Annotated in this window: 10 protein-coding genes; 8 read left to right on the forward strand and 2 right to left on the reverse strand. The window is 53.6% G+C overall.

What is annotated here, in order from left to right:
• Nucleotides 1–16 precede the first annotated feature (16 nt).
• The 8 genes from pilQ to eno all read left to right on the forward strand — a co-directional run bounded on the left by pilQ (nt 17) and on the right by eno (nt 14,209).
• The gene (gene pilQ / locus NDQ72_03805) at nt 17–2,062 is read left to right on the forward strand and encodes a type IV pilus secretin PilQ (protein ID WKD29083.1); all 2,046 of its coding nucleotides are present in this window, start codon (nt 17–19) and stop codon (nt 2,060–2,062) included.
• Nucleotides 2,062–2,628: a shikimate kinase AroK gene (aroK, locus tag NDQ72_03810; GenBank protein ID WKD29084.1), complete on the forward strand. Its 567-nt coding sequence runs from the start codon at nt 2,062–2,064 to the stop codon at nt 2,626–2,628. The genes pilQ and aroK overlap by 1 nt, the downstream gene beginning before the upstream one ends.
• Nucleotides 2,625–3,731: a 3-dehydroquinate synthase gene (gene aroB / locus NDQ72_03815; protein WKD29085.1), complete on the forward strand. Its 1,107-nt coding sequence runs from the start codon at nt 2,625–2,627 to the stop codon at nt 3,729–3,731. Before aroK ends, aroB begins: the two co-directional genes overlap by 4 nt.
• Nucleotides 3,732–4,258: 527 nt before the next feature.
• Nucleotides 4,259–8,716, forward strand: a complete 4,458-nt coding sequence (gene gltB, locus NDQ72_03820; protein WKD29086.1) for a glutamate synthase large subunit — start codon at nt 4,259–4,261, stop codon at nt 8,714–8,716.
• Nucleotides 8,717–8,749: 33 nt separating this feature from the next.
• Complete coding sequence (locus tag NDQ72_03825) at nt 8,750–10,168, forward strand: FAD-dependent oxidoreductase (GenBank protein ID WKD29087.1); 1,419 nt, start codon at nt 8,750–8,752, stop codon at nt 10,166–10,168.
• 138 nt (nt 10,169–10,306) lie between these two features.
• Complete coding sequence (locus NDQ72_03830; GenBank protein WKD29088.1) at nt 10,307–11,962, forward strand: CTP synthase; 1,656 nt, start codon at nt 10,307–10,309, stop codon at nt 11,960–11,962.
• Between the two features lie 17 nt (nt 11,963–11,979).
• A complete protein-coding gene (gene kdsA, locus NDQ72_03835) occupies nt 11,980–12,849 on the forward strand; it encodes a 3-deoxy-8-phosphooctulonate synthase (GenBank protein WKD29089.1) in 870 nt (289 codons plus the stop codon).
• A gap of 70 nt (nt 12,850–12,919) precedes the next feature.
• Nucleotides 12,920–14,209 carry a phosphopyruvate hydratase gene (gene eno / locus NDQ72_03840; GenBank protein WKD29090.1) on the forward strand — a complete coding sequence of 430 codons (1,290 nt, stop codon included), beginning with the start codon at nt 12,920–12,922 and terminating at the stop codon, nt 14,207–14,209.
• A 446-nt stretch (nt 14,210–14,655) separates the two neighbouring features.
• On the opposite strand, the gene NDQ72_03845 is transcribed toward eno, so the two are convergent.
• Together NDQ72_03845 and mutS are read right to left on the reverse strand one after the other, a co-directional pair.
• Entirely contained in the window at nt 14,656–14,979 is a 324-nt protein-coding gene (locus NDQ72_03845) for a ferredoxin family protein (protein WKD29091.1), read from the reverse strand.
• Nucleotides 14,980–15,134: 155 nt separating this feature from the next.
• Complete coding sequence (mutS, locus tag NDQ72_03850) at nt 15,135–17,702, reverse strand: DNA mismatch repair protein MutS (protein WKD29092.1); 2,568 nt, start codon at nt 17,700–17,702, stop codon at nt 15,135–15,137.
• Nucleotides 17,703–17,717 lie beyond the last annotated feature (15 nt).

Raw genomic sequence — 17,717 nt, forward strand, 5'->3', positions numbered from 1 at the left:
GATATGGATATCGCTTATGGCTGCTATATGTTATCGAACGTTGCTGTTATTAATTGCGCTAGTGCCATCGGTCTGCATGGCATCAGTGCTTACTAATGTCGATGTGCGGCAAACTCATAGCGGTGACATAGAGCTAGTGCTGCAGTTCAGTGGCGGCGTTGCCCAGCTAAGTGGCTATCGACTAGATGCACCTCCTCGTCTAGCGCTGGATTTGGCAGATACGCAAAGTGCGCTTGCCCAACGCCGTATCGGCGTCAGTAGTGGTGTTGTTGAACAAGTGACGGTGTTAGAGGGTAGTGGACGGACGCGCCTCGTGGTTGATTCGAATGAATCCCTTGATTATACCGCTCGAGTAGTCGGTGAACAGTTAAGAGTCACACTAGCATCAGGTAGTTCTGTGTCTATGCCGGCACCCCAAGCGACTAACGTTCCCCAGCCTTCCCCGTCCATCCAGGGGTTGCGTGTTGAAGATATTGATTTCCGGCGTGGGGGTGATGGTGCAGGGCGTGCCGTGGTGACATTTAATCGTGCTGGCGTGGTCGCTAACGTGCGTGAAGGTAGTGAGGGCAGCATTATAGCGGAGCTGCGTAATGTGGTGCTGCCTGATGCGCTTAACCAAGTTTACGATGTCACTGATTTTGTGACGCCGGTTACCCGTATTACCCCTCATCTTGGACAGCGTGATGTGCGGCTGGAGCTACAAACGAACGGCCCCATCGCGATGGCTTCATCGCAAAGCGGGCGTACGTTGACGATTGAAGTGCAGCCGGTGAGTCAAGCTACACAACAGCAGCGAGAGCAGCAGGGAATATCTTTTACCGGAGAGCGGTTAAGCCTGAACTTTCAAGATATTGAAGTGCGTGCAGTGCTGGCTACTCTGGCAGAGTTTACTGGCCTAAACCTAGTGGCCAGTGATAGCGTTGCTGGACGCATTACGCTTAACTTGAACGATGTTCCCTGGGATCAAGCGCTAGCGCTGATCTTACAAAGCCAAGGGCTGGCAAGTCGGGAGCAGGGTAATGTGATCGTAGTGGCGCCCGCCAGCGAGCTAGCGGCTCTTGAGCGGCAAGAGATAGAAACACGCAACCAACGCCAAACGCTTGCGCCGTTAGTCACTGAGTTTATTGAAATAAAATATGCCCGCGCCGAAGACCTTGCTCAGCTGTTACGTGGTGGCGACGGCTTTGGGCTGTTAACTGACCGAGGGCGAGTCAGTATTGATCAGCGTACTAATACGTTATTGGTGCAAGATACGGCAGAGCAGGTGCGCACTATTATCGGTACTTTAGATCGCTTGGATGTCGCCGTTCGTCAGGTGCAAATTGAGGCAAGAATTGTCATTGCCCGAGATACTGCGTCCCGGGAGCTAGGGATTAACTGGGGCGTGTCGAGTACCCGTGGCTTTTTAGAGAACGATGATGGTACGTTTTCTCGGCGTAACATTAACCCTAACAACATTAACCGTGCCCAGGGTGGCCTCGCAGTAGATCTAGGTTCAGCGGCGGCTGCCAACACGGGGGTTAGTTTTGGTTATCTATCGGGGGACGTGCTGCTAGATCTTGAGCTGCGAGCGCTGGAAAGTGAGGGCAAAAGCCAGACGATTTCTCAGCCCCGAGTGATCACAGCTAACCAACGAACAGCTATTATTCGTCAAGGTGAAGAGCGGGCTTTTCAGAGCGTAGATACAGAAGGGAATCCAGATACAGAGTTCAAGGAGGCCGAGCTTTCCTTGGAGGTAACGCCACAAATTACTCCGGATAACCGCATCATTATGAATTTGGTGATTAAAAACGATAGCTTCCGGGAAAGTGAGTTTGGTGGTGAGCCGCCGATTGATACCAACCAGATAGAGACCCAAGTGCTGGTCGATAATGGGCAAACGGTAGTGTTAGGCGGTATTTTGACAACAGAGCAGTTGAGCCAAATAGCGAAAACACCGCTGCTAGGAGATATTCCTTGGCTTGGGCGGCTATTCCGCTATACCGAAGAGAGCAATGAAAAGGTAGAGTTATTGGTCTTTATTACTCCACGACTACTTGATGATGGTTTGGCGGTTCGCTGATGCAAGAGTTACCCAATATTTTTTTAATTGGCCCCATGGGGGCTGGCAAGAGCACGATAGGCCGCTTACTCGCGGCTGAGTTGTCGCGCTCGTTCTTTGACAGCGATCACGCCATACAAGACCGCTGTGGTGCGGATATCCCCTGGATTTTTGACGTTGAAGGTGAGCCCGGCTTTCGTCAGCGCGAAAGTCAGATGATTGACGAACTCACTCAGTTGTCTGGTGTGGTAGTGGCTACCGGCGGTGGCGCAGTGCTGCGCGAAGAGAATCGACGTGCTCTGCGTGAGCGAGGCGCCGTGGTTTATTTGCTGACCACCGTTGACCAGCAACTGAAGCGCACTGCTAAAGATCGAAATCGACCGCTATTACAGTGTGATAATCGCGAACAGGTGCTGAACGATATGTTCGCCACACGAGATCCGCTGTATCGAGCGACATCGGATATTACGGTGCGCACGGATCGGCGCAGCCCACGTGCGGTGGTCAACGAAATTCTGCGTCGTGTCCATCGCATGGTGGACCCTTTGGAAATTGCGCGGGCTCAAAGTAAAAAGGTATCACAATGACTGAAATGACAAGTGCCCAGCGTACGCTAACCGTCGCATTGGGTGAGCGTAGCTACCCGATCCATATTGGTGTTGGGCTGCTAAAGCGCGCCAATATGCTGGAGCCGTATCTCGCGGGTCAGCAGGTGATGGTAGTCACCAATGAGACTATCGCACCGCTTTATTTAGAAACGCTTTGCGCCGGTCTGCCTGGTCATTTAGACATTCGCACAGTAGTGCTGCCTGACGGGGAGCAATATAAAACCATCGAGCAGGTAAGCCGGATTTGGGATGCGCTGTTAGAGGCCGGCTTCAATCGTCGCTGTACGCTGATTGCCTTAGGGGGCGGTGTGATTGGCGATATGGTCGGTTATGCAGCGGCAGCTTATCAACGTGGCGTTGCCTTTATTCAGGTGCCTACTACGTTATTATCCCAGGTAGACTCTTCGGTGGGTGGGAAGACCGGTGTTAATCACCCGCTGGGTAAAAATATGATCGGTGCGTTTTGGCAACCAAAAGCCGTCATCGTGGATATCGACACTTTGACCACACTGCCTAGCCGGGAGCTTTCCGCCGGCTTGGCAGAAGTGATCAAGTACGGGTTAATCCGTGATGAGCGCTTTCTAAGCTGGTTAGAAGAGCATATGCAGGCGCTACACAGTGTTGAGCCTGCAGTGATTGCTGAAGCGATTGCTCAAAGTTGTCAGATTAAAGCCGACATTGTGGCGGATGACGAAACTGAACAGGGCGTTCGCGCGTTGCTGAACCTGGGGCACACGTTTGGTCATGCTATTGAAGCGCATCAAGGTTATGGCAACTGGTTACACGGTGAGGCCGTGGGTGCAGGCATGGCGATGGCAGCAACGCTCTCGCATCAGCTTGGCTGGATTGATAGCAAGGCACTCGCGCGTGCTAAGGCGGTTGTTGAAAGCGCCGGATTGCCGCTAGCGGCGCCTGCCGGAATGTCAGCTGACGACTTTTTAGCTCGCATGAAGCTAGATAAAAAGAATATTGATACTCGTCTACGTTTGGTGCTGCTCAATGCCCTGGGCGACGCCTGCGTAAGTGACGCCACGCCGCCTGATATGCTGCGTGAGCTGCTTCATCACTATCCGCGCGACTAAATGCCGAGGCGTATTAGCGTATAGATAAACAATCGACAGCCCTTATGGATAAACAGTACTGATAGACCGTATTGCTAAACAGATTTAGCAAGCAAAGCTGCACGGAAAACCCACCATCGCGTGGGTTTTTTGTTGTCTGGCCGTTAAGTGATGATCGTTCTGTATGTAATCCGTATGCCTTATGCGCTATCGGCATGGGTTTTTTGAGCCGTTTGATACTAAAGTCTAATTACGTGCTATGATCGTTTAAACATCGTTTAGTTGCTTTGCAAGTGGTTGAAGTTAATATGTTTTTTTATTAATCGCGAATGCAAATGCAAGATTTGACAAGGTTTTTTAAGGATTGGCAGGTTCTGGGTGATTGCGCTACACGTAGGCAAATCGCTATGCTGAGCGACCTTTTCTTGAAGCGGTGGAAGCGGGAAATGCCCTGTTTTTAATGGGCAGTAAGAAGTCAAAAATAAGAAAAACCCGTTACGATAACATGAAAACACTGCTAAATAAATACGCTGACTAGAGGCACGCCCATGAATAGAGGTCTTCACCAGCCTGGCGAGTTTCGCGATAACTGTGGCTTTGGCCTTATTGCCCATATGGAAGGGCAGGCCAGCCACGACTTGCTGAAAACTGCTATTGAATCACTTACCTGCATGACCCATCGCGGCGGTATTGCGGCAGACGGCAAAACCGGTGACGGTTGCGGCTTGTTGCTGAAAATGCCGGTGCAATTCATGCGCGCTGCCGCGAAGCAAGCGCTTGATGCGGAGCTTGGCGAGCGCTTTGCTGTAGGTGTCATCTTTTTGCCAGATGACGATGCGCGTGCCGCTCATGCTAAAGAAACCCTTGAGCGTGAACTAAGCAGCCGTGGTTTAGAGGTATTGGGCTGGCGCGAAGTGCCCACTGACTCTAGCGTATGTGGTCCGATGGCACTGGACTGTCTGCCGCGAATTGAGCAGCTGTTTGTTCAGCCAGCTAGTCGTGGAGATTTAGGCAGTGATCGCTTCGATGTCGATCTGTTTATGGCGCGCCGTTATGCAGAGCAAGCGCTACGTAGCGATGAAGACTTTTATGTAGCTTCGCTCTCATCAGAAGTTGTTTCCTATAAAGGCTTGGTCATGCCGGAAGATTTGCCGGCATTCTACAAAGACCTGAATGATCCAAGTCTGGAAACCGCCATTTGCGTGTTCCACCAGCGTTTCTCTACTAACACTGCACCGCGCTGGCCGCTGGCCCAGCCATTCCGCCTGCTGGCTCATAATGGCGAGATCAATACGATTGAAGCCAACCGTGGCTGGGCGAACTCCCGTAAAGCCAATTTTGTTAACGAGCGCTTGCCCGATATTGCTGAGCTTGAGGAAATTGTTAATACCACTGGGTCAGACTCCTCAAGCATGGATAACATGCTGGAAGTGCTGCTAACTGGCGGTATGGAGCTGCATCGTGCGGTGCGCATGATGGTGCCGCCTGCTTGGCAAAACGTTGAGACCATGGACGCCGAGTTACGTGCGTTCTATGAATACAACTCCATGCACATGGAGCCTTGGGATGGCCCGGCCGGTGTAGTAATGACCGACGGTCGCCAAGCTGTTTGTATGCTGGATCGCAACGGCCTTCGTCCCGCACGCTGGGTGATTACCAAGAATGGCTACATTACGCTAGCGTCTGAGATTGGCACTTATGATTATCGTCCTGAGGACGTCGTCGCTAAGGGGCGCGTTGGCCCAGGCCAGATGCTGGCGGTAGACACTCAGACCGGCGAAGTGCTGCACACTCAGGATATCGATAACCGCCTGAAGTCAGCTTACCCTTACAAGCGCTGGCTCAAGCAGGAAGCCAATTACCTAGAGTCAGCGCTGACTGAGCTTGCGCGTTTCCAGACAATGGACACTGACGCGCTAAATGTTCAGCAGAAAATGTTCCAGGTGAGCTTTGAAGAGCGTGATCAGGTGCTGCGCCCGCTGGCAGAAAGTGGCCAGGAAGCGGTTGGCTCGATGGGTGATGATACCCCCATGGCGGTGTTGTCTAGCCGTCCGCGTCTGCTAACTGATTTCTTCCGTCAAAAGTTTGCCCAGGTGACCAATCCGCCGATCGACCCCCTGCGTGAAGCGATTGTTATGTCACTGGAGACCTGCTGTGGTGCGGAGCTAAACGTCTTTAAGGCAACGCCTGAGCATGCCCACCGCTTGATTCTGACAACACCCGTGCTGTCACCGCGTAAATTTACTGCGCTGGTCAGCCAGGATGATCCTGCCTTTGCTAGCCACACGCTGTCACTCGGGTACGACCCGGAGCACACCAGTCTGCAGCGGGCAGTCACCTTGCTTTGCCAGGAAGCTGAGGCGCAGGTAAGAGCGGGTAAGGTGATTCTGGTGTTGACCGATGCTGACCTTCCCAAAGGACAGTTGCCCATCCAGGCGGCTTTGGCGGTGGGAGCCGTTCACTCTCATCTTGGTCGTTTGGCGCTGCGGCCGAACGCCAACATTGTGGTGGAAACCGGCTTTGCAAGGGATGCCCACCAAATGGCCGTGCTGTTTGGCGTGGGCGCAACGGCTGTGTACCCATGGCTCGCTTATCAGGTCATGGCCGATATGCATCGCACCGGTGAGCTAACAGGCAACCCTGCCGATGCTCGTGAGAATTACCGCAAAGGCCTGCAGAAAGGGTTGTTCAAAATTCTTTCGAAAATGGGTATTTCAACGTTAGCTTCATACCGCGGCTCTATGCTGTTCGAAGCGGTGGGGCTGTCCGATGAGATCATGGATACCTGCTTTGTCGGCATGGCATCCCGCATTCAGGGCGCTGGCTTTGCTGAGCTGCAAATGCAGCAAGAGCTGCTGGCGAAGGATGCCTGGATTGCCCGCAAAGGCATTTCTCAAGGCGGTATGCTGAAGTATGTTCATGGCTACGAATATCACGCCTACAACCCCGATGTCGTGAAGTCGCTTCAGGCGGCGGTGCAAGAAGGCAGCTACGCAAAGTGGAAAAAGTTTGCTCTGCTGGTCAACGAGCGTCCGGTTGCCACGATTCGTGACTTGCTTAAGCTAAAGCCTGCTGCAGCGCCCATTCCATTAGAGGATGTTGAGCCGATTGAGGCGCTGATTCCGCGCTTTGATAGCGCCGGTATGTCGCTAGGTGCGCTTTCTCCGGAAGCCCATGAGGCGTTGGCCCAAGCGATGAACGAGGCGGGCGGGCGCTCCAACTCAGGCGAGGGTGGTGAAGACCCAGCTCGCTACGGCACCATCCGTAGTTCGAAAATCAAGCAGATTGCTTCTGGCCGCTTTGGCGTTACCCCGGCCTATTTGGTCAATGCGGAAGTACTGCAGATCAAAGTTGCCCAGGGGGCTAAACCCGGTGAAGGTGGTCAACTGCCGGGCGGCAAAGTGAACCAGTTGATTGCTCGGTTACGCTACGCGGTGCCTGGTGTGACGCTGATTTCACCGCCGCCACACCACGATATCTACTCGATTGAAGACTTGGCGCAGCTGATTTTCGACCTCAAGCAAGTCAATCCAGATGCCCAGGTTTCCGTGAAGCTGGTCTCTGAGCCAGGTATTGGCACTATTGCCACCGGTGTGGCGAAGGCCTACGCGGATCTGATCACTGTTTCTGGTTACGACGGTGGTACCGCGGCAAGCCCATTGACCTCTATCAAACACGCGGGCTCTCCTTGGGAGCTTGGGTTACCCGAAGTGCACCAAGCGCTGCGTATTAACGGCCTGCGCGACAAGATTCGCCTGCAGACCGATGGTGGTCTCAAAACGGGTCTGGATGTCGTTAAGGCGGCGATTCTGGGGGCTGAAAGCTTTGGCTTTGGTACTGCGCCGATGGTGGCGCTGGGCTGTAAGTACCTGCGTATTTGTCACTTGAATAACTGCGCCACCGGCGTAGCGACACAAGATGACTTCCTGCGTGGCGAGCACTTCCGCGGCACTGTCGATATGGTCAAAAACTACTTCCGCTTTATTGCTGAAGAAGTGCGTGAACTGATGGCGATGCTAGGGGTGCGTCAGTTGACGGACCTGATTGGCCGCACCGATCTGCTTGAGGTGTTGGAAGGCAATACGGCCGCTCAGCGTAAATTGGATCTAACCCCGCTGCTTTCGAATGATTTTGTGCCTGCAGATGCACCGCAGTTCTGTAAGGTGAGTCGTAATGTGCCCCACGATCCAGGCGCTAAGAACCAGGAAGTGCTGGCAGCACTAAAAGAGGCCATTGAAAGTCAGTCTGGCGGAGAGTTTGATTTCACCATCACTAACTGTGACCGCAGCGTAGGTGCATTGAGCTCAGGCGCGATTGCCAAACGCTACGGTGAAGATGGCTTGGAATCAGCCCCGGTCACTGCGCGCTTTACCGGGGTGGCTGGTCAAAGCTTCGGGGTGTGGAACGCCCGTGGCTTAAACCTCTATCTCGAAGGCGATGCCAACGACTACGTGGGCAAAGGCATGAACGGCGGCAGCATTGTGATTGTGCCGCCCAAGGTTAGCCAGTTTGAAAGCCACAAAACCGCCATTATTGGTAACACCTGCCTGTATGGTGCGACAGGCGGCACGCTGTTTGCCGCAGGTACCGCGGGTGAGCGCTTTGCCGTGCGTAACTCTGGGGCGACTGCTGTTATTGAAGGTGCAGGCGACCACTGTTGTGAATACATGACTGGGGGCTTGGTCTGCGTATTGGGTGAAACGGGCGTTAACTTTGGCGCGGGTATGACCGGTGGTTTTGCTTACGTCTTGGATGAAGACCGTACCTTTGTGGACAAGTACAACCACGAGCTGGTCGAAATCCACCGGGTCAATACCGAAGCGATGGAAGCGTATCGTCGTCATTTGCGTGAAATGATTGAAGCCTATGTTGCAGCGACAGGCTCTGCTCGAGGCGCGGCGATTCTGGAAGACTTCGGCGACTACGCGCGCCACTTCTGGCTAGTGAAGCCAAAAGCGGCAAGTTTGGGTAGTTTGCTGAATCAATCTCGGCGTCAGCCGGAATAACCCGCCAGAGCCTACGCTTCGAGGAGAGAAATCATGGCTAACCGTTTAAATAACGATTTCCAGTTTGTTGATGTGGGTCGTCAAGACCCGCAGAAAAAAGCCGCACATACACGTTCCAAAGAGTTCGCTGAAATTTACGAACCCTTTAAGCCCACCGATGCGGCGAGTCAGGCGCACCGTTGCCTGCACTGCGGCAATCCGTACTGCGAGTGGAAGTGCCCGGTACATAACTACATTCCCAACTGGCTTCAGCTAGTGGTGGAAGGCAATATTATTGAAGCAGCCGAGCTTTCACACAAAACCAACTCGCTGCCGGAAGTGTGTGGCCGCGTGTGCCCGCAAGATCGTTTGTGTGAGGGCGACTGTACGCTGAACGATGGCTTTGGTGCGGTGACCATTGGGTCGGTAGAGAAGTACATTACCGACACCGCGTTTGCGATGGGCTGGCGTCCGGATATGTCTAAGGTGGAGTGGACCAATAAGAAGGTCGCCATCGTCGGTGCCGGGCCTGCGGGTCTTGGTTGCGCTGATATTTTGGCACGTAATGGCGTCAAACCCGTCGTATTTGATAAGTATCCCGAGATTGGCGGTCTGCTTACCTTCGGTATTCCAGAATTTAAACTGGAAAAGAACGTGATGGAGCGTCGCCGCGCCGTCTTTGAAGAGATGGGCGTCGAGTTTCGTCTGAATACCGAAATTGGTACCGACATCGAATTCGATACGCTGCTGCAGGAGTACGATGCTGTTTTCCTGGGGATGGGCACTTACAAGTACATGGAAGGTGGCTTCCCCGGCGAAGATTTACCTGGCGTGTATAAAGCGCTCGATTTCCTGATCGCCAACGTTAATCGTCGCTTAGGCTTTGAAAAAGATCCTAACGATTTTATCTCGATGGAAGGTAAGCGTGTGGTGGTGCTTGGTGGTGGTGATACGGCAATGGATTGTAATCGGACCTCGATTCGCCAGCACGCCGACAGCGTGATCTGCGCTTATCGCCGTGATGAAGAAAACATGCCCGGTTCCCGCCGTGAAGTGGCTAATGCGCGAGAAGAGGGCGTTGAGTTTCTGTTCAACCGCCAGCCGGTTGCGGTGGTAGGTGAAGAGCGGGTCGAAGGGGTGAAGGTCGTGCGTACCCGTTTGGGTGAGCCCGATGAAAATGGCCGTCGACGTCCTGAAGTCGTGCCTGGGTCTGAAGAAATTATTGCCGCCGACGCAGTCGTAGTAGCTTTCGGCTTCCAGGCAAGCCCGGCGCCGTGGTTCGATAGCGCCAACATCCAGGTCGATGAGCGTGATCGCGTAAAAGCGCCAGAGCATGGCCAGTACGCCTACCAAACCAGCAATGCGAAAATTTTTGCCGGTGGCGATATGGTGCGCGGCTCTGACCTGGTGGTCACCGCGATTTACGAAGGCCGCCAGGCTGCTGAGGGGATTTTGGATTACCTAGGCGTTTAGTTTTGATAGTGAGGGGCGTCTTCGCCCCTCTGCCATCTGCAGTTCAAATTGAGCCTTTAGGCGTACTCTGCTATTCTGTCATCCCATCCTGGTGTGGCTTTCTGTTACGCCTTTTGATCACGTTTCGACAGGTTTTCCATGACACGATATATCTTCGTGACCGGCGGCGTTGTGTCCTCTCTTGGCAAGGGCATCGCGTCGGCCTCGCTGGCGGCGATTCTAGAGGCCCGCGGCCTTAAGGTCACCATGCTCAAGCTCGACCCCTACATCAACGTGGACCCGGGCACCATGAGTCCTTTCCAGCACGGCGAGGTGTTCGTCACCGAAGATGGCGCCGAGACGGACTTGGACTTAGGGCACTATGAGCGTTTTATTCGCACCAAAATGACCCAAGGGAATAACTTCACGACGGGGCGCGTGTACGAGAATGTACTACGCAAAGAGCGCCGTGGTGATTACTTGGGCGGTACCGTTCAGGTCATCCCTCATATTACCGATGAAATCAAGCAGCGCGTCTATGCTGGCGGTGAAGGCTTTGATGTGGCGCTGGTAGAAATCGGTGGCACGGTGGGTGATATCGAATCACTGCCGTTCTTAGAGTCTATTCGTCAGATTCGTAGTGAGCTTGGCGCTAGTCGGGCGATTTACATGCACCTTACGCTGGTGCCGTATATCAAGACGGCAGGCGAGACCAAGACCAAGCCGACTCAGCACAGCGTCAAAGAGCTACGCTCGATTGGTATCCAGCCGGATATTTTGATTTGCCGTAGCGAAGTAGAGCTCGAAGAGAGCGAGCGCCGTAAAATCGCCCTGTTCACTAACGTGGAAGAGCGTGCCGTTGTACCGTTACAGGATGCCGATACTATTTATCGTATTCCGTTGATGCTACACGAGCACGGTCTGGACGACATTGTTTGCGATAAGCTGCGTCTGGAAGCAGAGCCTGCCGACCTTTCCGAATGGGTCAAGGTGCTGGATTCCAAGTTGAATCCGCTGAAGTCGGTAAGCATTGCCATGGTCGGTAAATACATGGAGCTGCTGGACGCCTATAAGTCGCTCAACGAAGCGCTTATTCACGCAGGCATTCAAGGGCGTATTAAGGTCAATGTCGACTATATCGACTCCGAAGATATCGAGCGTCACGGTACCGAGCGGTTAGCTGGCAAAGATGCCATCCTGGTACCTGGCGGCTTTGGCGAGCGCGGTGTGGAAGGCAAAATTCTTACCGCTCAGTTCGCGCGTGAAAACAACATTCCCTACCTGGGTATTTGTTTGGGCATGCAGGTAGCGGTCATCGAATTTGCCCGCAATGTGGCTGGCTGGGAAGATGCTAACTCTACCGAGTTTACCCACGACACCAAGCACCCCGTGGTCGGCCTGATTACCGAGTGGATTAACGCTGAAGGTAAGATCGAGCTGCGTGACGCTGCATCTGACTTAGGTGGCACCATGCGTCTAGGCGGTCAGGTCTGTCACTTGAAATCCGGAAGCAAAGCTCGCGAAGCCTACGGTGCTGATGAGATTGTCGAGCGTCATCGCCACCGCTTTGAAGTCAATAACCAGTTTGTTGATGAGTTAGAACAGGCAGGCCTAGTCATTTCTGGCAAGAGCGTCGATCAGTCCTTGGTAGAAGTCGTCGAGCTGGCTGACCACCCTTGGTACGTGGCGTGTCAATTCCATCCGGAATTTACCTCGACACCACGTGACGGACACCCGCTGTTCTCTGGGTTTGTTAATGCTGCCTTAGAGCACAAAACGGCACGTACGCGCGCTCATACAACGACTCAGGAATAAGAGGGAGAGCGAATAACATGGCTTCGACTTCTCAATCATCCTTTCCAGAGCGTCATATTAACGTTGCCGGCCTAACCGCCGGCAATTCTTTGCCGCTAATGTTATTGGGCGGCATGAATGTGCTGGAGTCAGCGTCGCTTGCTGATGAAGTGGCGCAGGCTTACGTTAATGTGACGCAAAAGCTCGGGATGCCTTATGTCTTTAAGGCAAGCTTTGATAAAGCGAACCGTAGTTCTATCCACTCTTATCGTGGGCCTGGGCTAGAAAAAGGTTTGCAGATCCTAGCGGATATTAAAGCGCGCTATGGTGTGCCCATCATTACCGACGTTCATGAGCCTTGGCAGGCAGAGCCTGCGGCAGAAGTCGCTGACATAATTCAGTTGCCAGCGTTTCTTGCCCGCCAGACCGATCTAGTGGTGGCGATGGCTAACACCGGCGCGGCGATTAATATCAAAAAACCGCAGTTTCTAGCACCTCACGAAATGCGCCATATCCTCACTAAGTTTCAGGAAGCCGGTAACGACCGTTTGATGCTATGCGAGCGTGGTACCAGCTTCGGCTACAACAACCTGGTGGTGGATATGCTGGGCGTTGGCGATATGAAACAGACCGGTTACCCGGTGTTTTTCGATGTCACCCATGCCTTACAGCGCCCAGGTGGCCGTGCGGACAGTGCCGATGGCCGTCGTGCCCAAGTGGCAGAGTTGGCTCGTGCGGGTGTGGCCGTTGGTTTGGCGGGGATCTTCCTAGAAGCTCACCCTGACCCAGATAATGCTAAGTGCGATGGACCCTGCGCACTGCCATTAGATCAATTAGAGCCATTTTTGACTCAGCTTTCGCAGCTAGATGCCTTGGTGAAGGGGTTTACGCCTTTGACCATCCGTTAACCGCGACGGCAAATATGGTATACATTGGACCCACAATCATCCATTAGACTGACAACCAAAGGACACTGTTATGACCAAAATTGTTGAAATCAGCGCACTAGAAGTGCTCGATTCCCGCGGCAACCCGACCGTTCAGGCCATGGTTCGCCTGGAAAGTGGCGCCGTAGGTGAAGCATGTGCGCCCAGCGGTGCTTCTACAGGCTCCCGCGAAGCGCTCGAGCTGCGCGATGGCGACAAGACACGCTACCTTGGCAAAGGCGTTTTAAAAGCCGTTGAGGCCGTGAATGGCAAAATCAGTGCTGCGTTGTTAGGAATGGATGCGCGTGATCAGCGTGGGCTGGACGACGCAATGTTAGCCCTGGATGGCACTGAAAATAAGGCGAATCTGGGCGCGAATGCCATTCTGGCGGTGTCGCTGGCTGCCGCTAAAGCCGCTGCCAACGCTAAAGGTGTGCCGCTATATGCGCACATTGCTGAGCTTTATGGCCAGCCGGGGCAGTACAGCATGCCGGTACCGATGATGAACATTCTTAACGGTGGTGAGCACGCCGATAATAACGTTGATATCCAGGAATTCATGGTACAGCCAGTAGGCGCGGCAAACTTCCGTGAAGGCCTACGCATGGGTGCGGAAATTTTCCACGCGCTAAAAAAAGTACTGTCTGCTAAAGGTCTTTCTACGTCCGTGGGTGACGAAGGCGGCTTTGCTCCTAACTTGGCATCTAACGCTGATGCCCTGGCGATCATTAAGCAAGCTGTTGCTGATGCCGGTTACGCACTGGGTACAGACGTTACTTTGGCGCTAGACTGCGCGTCTTCCGAGTTCTACAAAGATGGCCAGTACAACCTTTCCGGTGAAGGTAAAAGCTACGATGCTGAAGGGTTTGCCGATTACCTGGCGGGCCTCTGTGCGGACTATCCGATCGTTTCCATCGAAGATGGTATGGATGAATCAGACTGGGCAGGCTGGAAAGCACTGACTGACAAGCTAGGCGACAAAGTACAGCTGGTTGGCGACGATTTGTTTGTTACCAATACCAAGATTCTTAAGCGTGGTATCGACGAGCAAATTGGTAATTCGATTCTGATCAAATTCAACCAGATTGGCTCGCTGTCTGAAACGCTGGATGCGATCAAAATGGCCCAGGAGGCTGGTTTTACCGCGGTTATTTCACACCGTAGTGGTGAAACTGAAGATACCACGATTGCCGATTTGGCCGTGGGCACCTGTGCCGGCCAAATTAAAACGGGCTCTCTGTGTCGTTCCGACCGCGTCGCGAAATATAACCGCCTGCTCGTCATCGAAGCGGAGTTGGGCGATGTGGCTTACCCTGGCTTGAAAGCCATTAAAGGGCAGTAAGCGCAAATGGGCGTCGGCGTGTAAGAGATGTCTCAAGATTTTGTAAGAGATATCTTACAAATGCCGGCGCTAATCGCTTAATTGCTTTTTTTGTTTTAGTTTATGCTTTTGATTTTTATGAGTTTTTTATAACGGGCGAGCCGCAGTGGCTCGCCCGTTGCCGTTTTGGTCTGCTTGAGTTGTGATGGCTTTCTGCCACAATGCATTCAGGACAGGGGAGGCAAGGATGCTTCAGGCAGGATGCAACGGGATGCAGGTCAGATACGCTAGGTGACACAGTGATGTGGGTTCTGGCAAGGATGTTATCTGAGGAGTTTGACACAGGGAGTGGTCAGAGGAAGTGCTTGGAGCGGGCGGCCTACGGGCCGCCTTTTTTTGTGTGCCCAGCCCGTGGCACACAAAAAAACCAGCGCGAACGCTGGTCTGAAAATGCGTGGCTTCTAAGATTAGCGTTCGAGCTTTTCCAGCTTACCTGTTTTGCCGTCCCACTCTTCTGCATCGGGCAGCGGGTCTTTTTTCTCGGCAATATTCGGCCATACATCGGCTAATTCAGCATTAATTTCTATAAACTGCTCTTGGCCATCCGGTAGCTCATCTTCTGAGAAGATAGCTTCTGCGGGGCACTCCGGTTCACACAGGGCGCAGTCAATACACTCGTCTGGGTGAATGACCAGGAAGTTGGGGCCTTCGTAGAAGCAGTCGACCGGGCAGACTTCAACACAGTCGGTGTATTTGCACTGGATGCAGTTCTCGGTAACGACAAACGTCATCTTGCTATCCCTCTTGCGGGACCGGGAGCTTCCCGGTCGTGGTCAATAGTTAATGGTTATAAATCGGCCGTTTCTTATAAGATAAAACAGTATGGGCGACATTCTAGTGGTGCCCTTACGCGGCGGCAAGCGCTCATGGCTTTCCTTTCATACCATTACACTAGCTCTCGCCACTGATATAGCAGCGCTAGCGCTTCGCGGGGTGTTAAATCGTCTACATCGGCTTTGCCTAACGCTTCCACCACCGGGTGCGGTGCGCTGGCGAACAAGTCGTTTTGTTGCGGTGCTGCAGAAACGCCGCTAGGGCGCTGCAATTCATCCACATCGCGCTGCTCGAGGGCCATTAGTTTTTCACGGGCTCTGCGTATCACATGGTTGGGAACACCTGCCAACTGGGCTACCTGTAAGCCATAGCTCTGGCTCGCAGGGCCCGCTTCAATGCGGTGCATAAACACGATGCTGTCGCCGTGCTCGGTGGCTGTTAGGTGAATATTTGCCACACCCTCGGCCTGTTCCGGCAGCGCGGTCATTTCAAAATAGTGTGTGGCAAACAGGGTGAGTGCCTTTGCTTCTGCTAGGTATTCAGCACTTGCCCAGGCCAGTGAAAGACCGTCAAAAGTACTGGTGCCACGGCCAATTTCGTCCATTAATACCAAGCTATGCTCGGTAGCATTGTGCAGGATATTAGCGGTTTCGGTCATTTCTACCATAAATGTAGAGCGACCACCCGCTAGATCATCTGACGAGCCTATACGGGTAAAGATACGATCTACAGGGCCTATTTCAGCGCTATCGGCGGGTACGAAGCTGCCGCTATGAGCCAACAACGCGATGAGCGCGGTCTGGCGCATATAGGTTGATTTACCGCCCATGTTGGGGCCGGTGATAATCAACATGTGCTGATCAGGTGTTAGCGTGACATCGTTGGGTACAAACGGTGTATCGCTGACATGTTCGACAACGGGGTGCCGTCCAGCGGTAATTCTAAGGCCAGTGGCATCTCGTAGCTGGGGCCTTACCCAATTGAGTGCCTCTGCACGCTCGGCAAAGGCGCAGAGCACGTCAAGTTCAGCCAATGCCCGCGAGGTGTTTTGCAGTGCGTGAAGCGCCGCGTTGAGCTCGCCCATCAGGCGCTCGTAGAGCCACTTCTCACGCGTGAGGGCCCTGGACTTGGCCGAGAGTGCTTTATCTTCAAACTCTTTAAGTTCTGGAATAATAAAGCGTTCAGCATTTTTTAGCGTTTGACGACGGATGTAGTCGGCAGGTGCCTGCTGAGCCTGAGAGCGAGGCAGTTCAATAAAGTAGCCATGAACCCGGTTATAGCCGACTTTCAAATTGGCCAGGCCAGTACGTTCGCGCTCGCGCAGCTCCAACTGCACTAAGTACTCACCGGCATTCTCAGCCATGCCGCGGTGCTCATCTAGCTCGGCGTCAAAGTCATTCGCAATCACGCCGCCATCGCGAATCACCACAGGCGGATTTTCAACCAATGCGCGAGTTAAGGTATCGGCTATTTCTGGGTAGGGGCGAATGTGAGGTTTAAGACCATCGATAGCGCTACCGCTATCAATTTCGCTTAGCAATTGCTCAAGTGCGGGTAGCGTTACCAGGGCGTCGCGCAGGCGCGCCAAATCCCTGGGGCGTGCGCTATACAGTGCGACGCGGGCCAGGATGCGCTCGACGTCGCCTACATCACTCAACGTATCGCGTAGCGGTAGGTAGGCGGCTTCAATAGAGAGCAACGCCACGCCCGCGTGACGTCCTTCCACGACGTTACGCTGGCGCAGCGGGCGGTTAAGCCAGCGCTTCAGTAATCGCGAACCCATCGCGGTGGTGCAGGTGTCTAACACGCTGGCCAGAGTGTTATCGCTGTTACCGCCGAGATTTATATCAATTTCCAGATTGCGCCGACTGGCCGCGTCAATCACTACGGCATCATCGCGGTTTTCGACGCTAATGGCCGTTACGTGGGGCAGTCGTGAACGTTGGGTATCTCGGGCGTAATCGATCAGTACGCCCGCCGCGATGAGTGCGCTGGTTAAGTGCGCACAACCAAAGCCGCGTAAATCCTGGACTTCAAACTGATCGCACAGGCTGCGCGTGGCGCTGTCTAAGTCAAACAGCCACTCCCCTTGGCGTCGTAAGCTGCGCTTTTGTGACCATGCGTCGGGCAGGGTCAGGCTTTCGGGCACTAACAGTTCGGCGGGCGACAGGCGGGTTAGCTCTGCCTGCATCTCGGCTTCACTTTCTACTTCCAAGACACTGAAGCGCCCACTGGAAAGCTCCAGCCATGCAAGGCCCCAGCCGTCTTTGCCGGGCGCAACGGCGACCAGCACGTTATCTCGGCGAGCATCCAGTAAGGCTTCATCGTGAAGCGTGCCAGGGGTGACAATGCGCACTACTTGTCGATCAACGGGGCCTTTGCTTGTGGCAGGGTCGCCGATTTGCTCGCAGATAGCGACGGATTCACCGGCTGACACCAAGCGAGCTAAATAGCCTTCAGCGCTATGGTAGGGCACGCCTGCCATAGGAATAGGTTTGCCGCCTGACTGACCGCGCTGGGTAAGGGTGATATCCAGCAGCATTGCGGCACGCTTGGCATCATCGAAAAATAGCTCGTAAAAATCCCCCATCCGGTAAAACAGAAGTACCTCAGGGTGATCGCGTTTGATCTTAAGATATTGCGCCATCATTGGCGTATGAGCGGGGCTGGCCTGTGACATGGGCGTCCTGGTTGA

This window comes from Halomonas sp. KG2 (assembly GCA_030440445.1).
Classification (GTDB): Bacteria; Pseudomonadota; Gammaproteobacteria; order Pseudomonadales; family Halomonadaceae; genus Vreelandella.

Coding starts and splice junctions, on each gene's coding strand:
- pilQ (WKD29083.1), top strand. CDS start 17: ATGGCTGCTATATGTTATCGAACGTTGCTGTTATTAATTGCGCTAGTG.
- aroK (WKD29084.1), top strand. CDS start 2,062: ATGCAAGAGTTACCCAATATTTTTTTAATTGGCCCCATGGGGGCTGGC.
- aroB (WKD29085.1), top strand. CDS start 2,625: ATGACTGAAATGACAAGTGCCCAGCGTACGCTAACCGTCGCATTGGGT.
- gltB (WKD29086.1), top strand. CDS start 4,259: ATGAATAGAGGTCTTCACCAGCCTGGCGAGTTTCGCGATAACTGTGGC.
- NDQ72_03825 (WKD29087.1), top strand. CDS start 8,750: ATGGCTAACCGTTTAAATAACGATTTCCAGTTTGTTGATGTGGGTCGT.
- NDQ72_03830 (WKD29088.1), top strand. CDS start 10,307: ATGACACGATATATCTTCGTGACCGGCGGCGTTGTGTCCTCTCTTGGC.
- kdsA (WKD29089.1), top strand. CDS start 11,980: ATGGCTTCGACTTCTCAATCATCCTTTCCAGAGCGTCATATTAACGTT.
- eno (WKD29090.1), top strand. CDS start 12,920: ATGACCAAAATTGTTGAAATCAGCGCACTAGAAGTGCTCGATTCCCGC.
- NDQ72_03845 (WKD29091.1), bottom strand. CDS start 14,979: ATGACGTTTGTCGTTACCGAGAACTGCATCCAGTGCAAATACACCGAC.
- mutS (WKD29092.1), bottom strand. CDS start 17,702: ATGTCACAGGCCAGCCCCGCTCATACGCCAATGATGGCGCAATATCTT.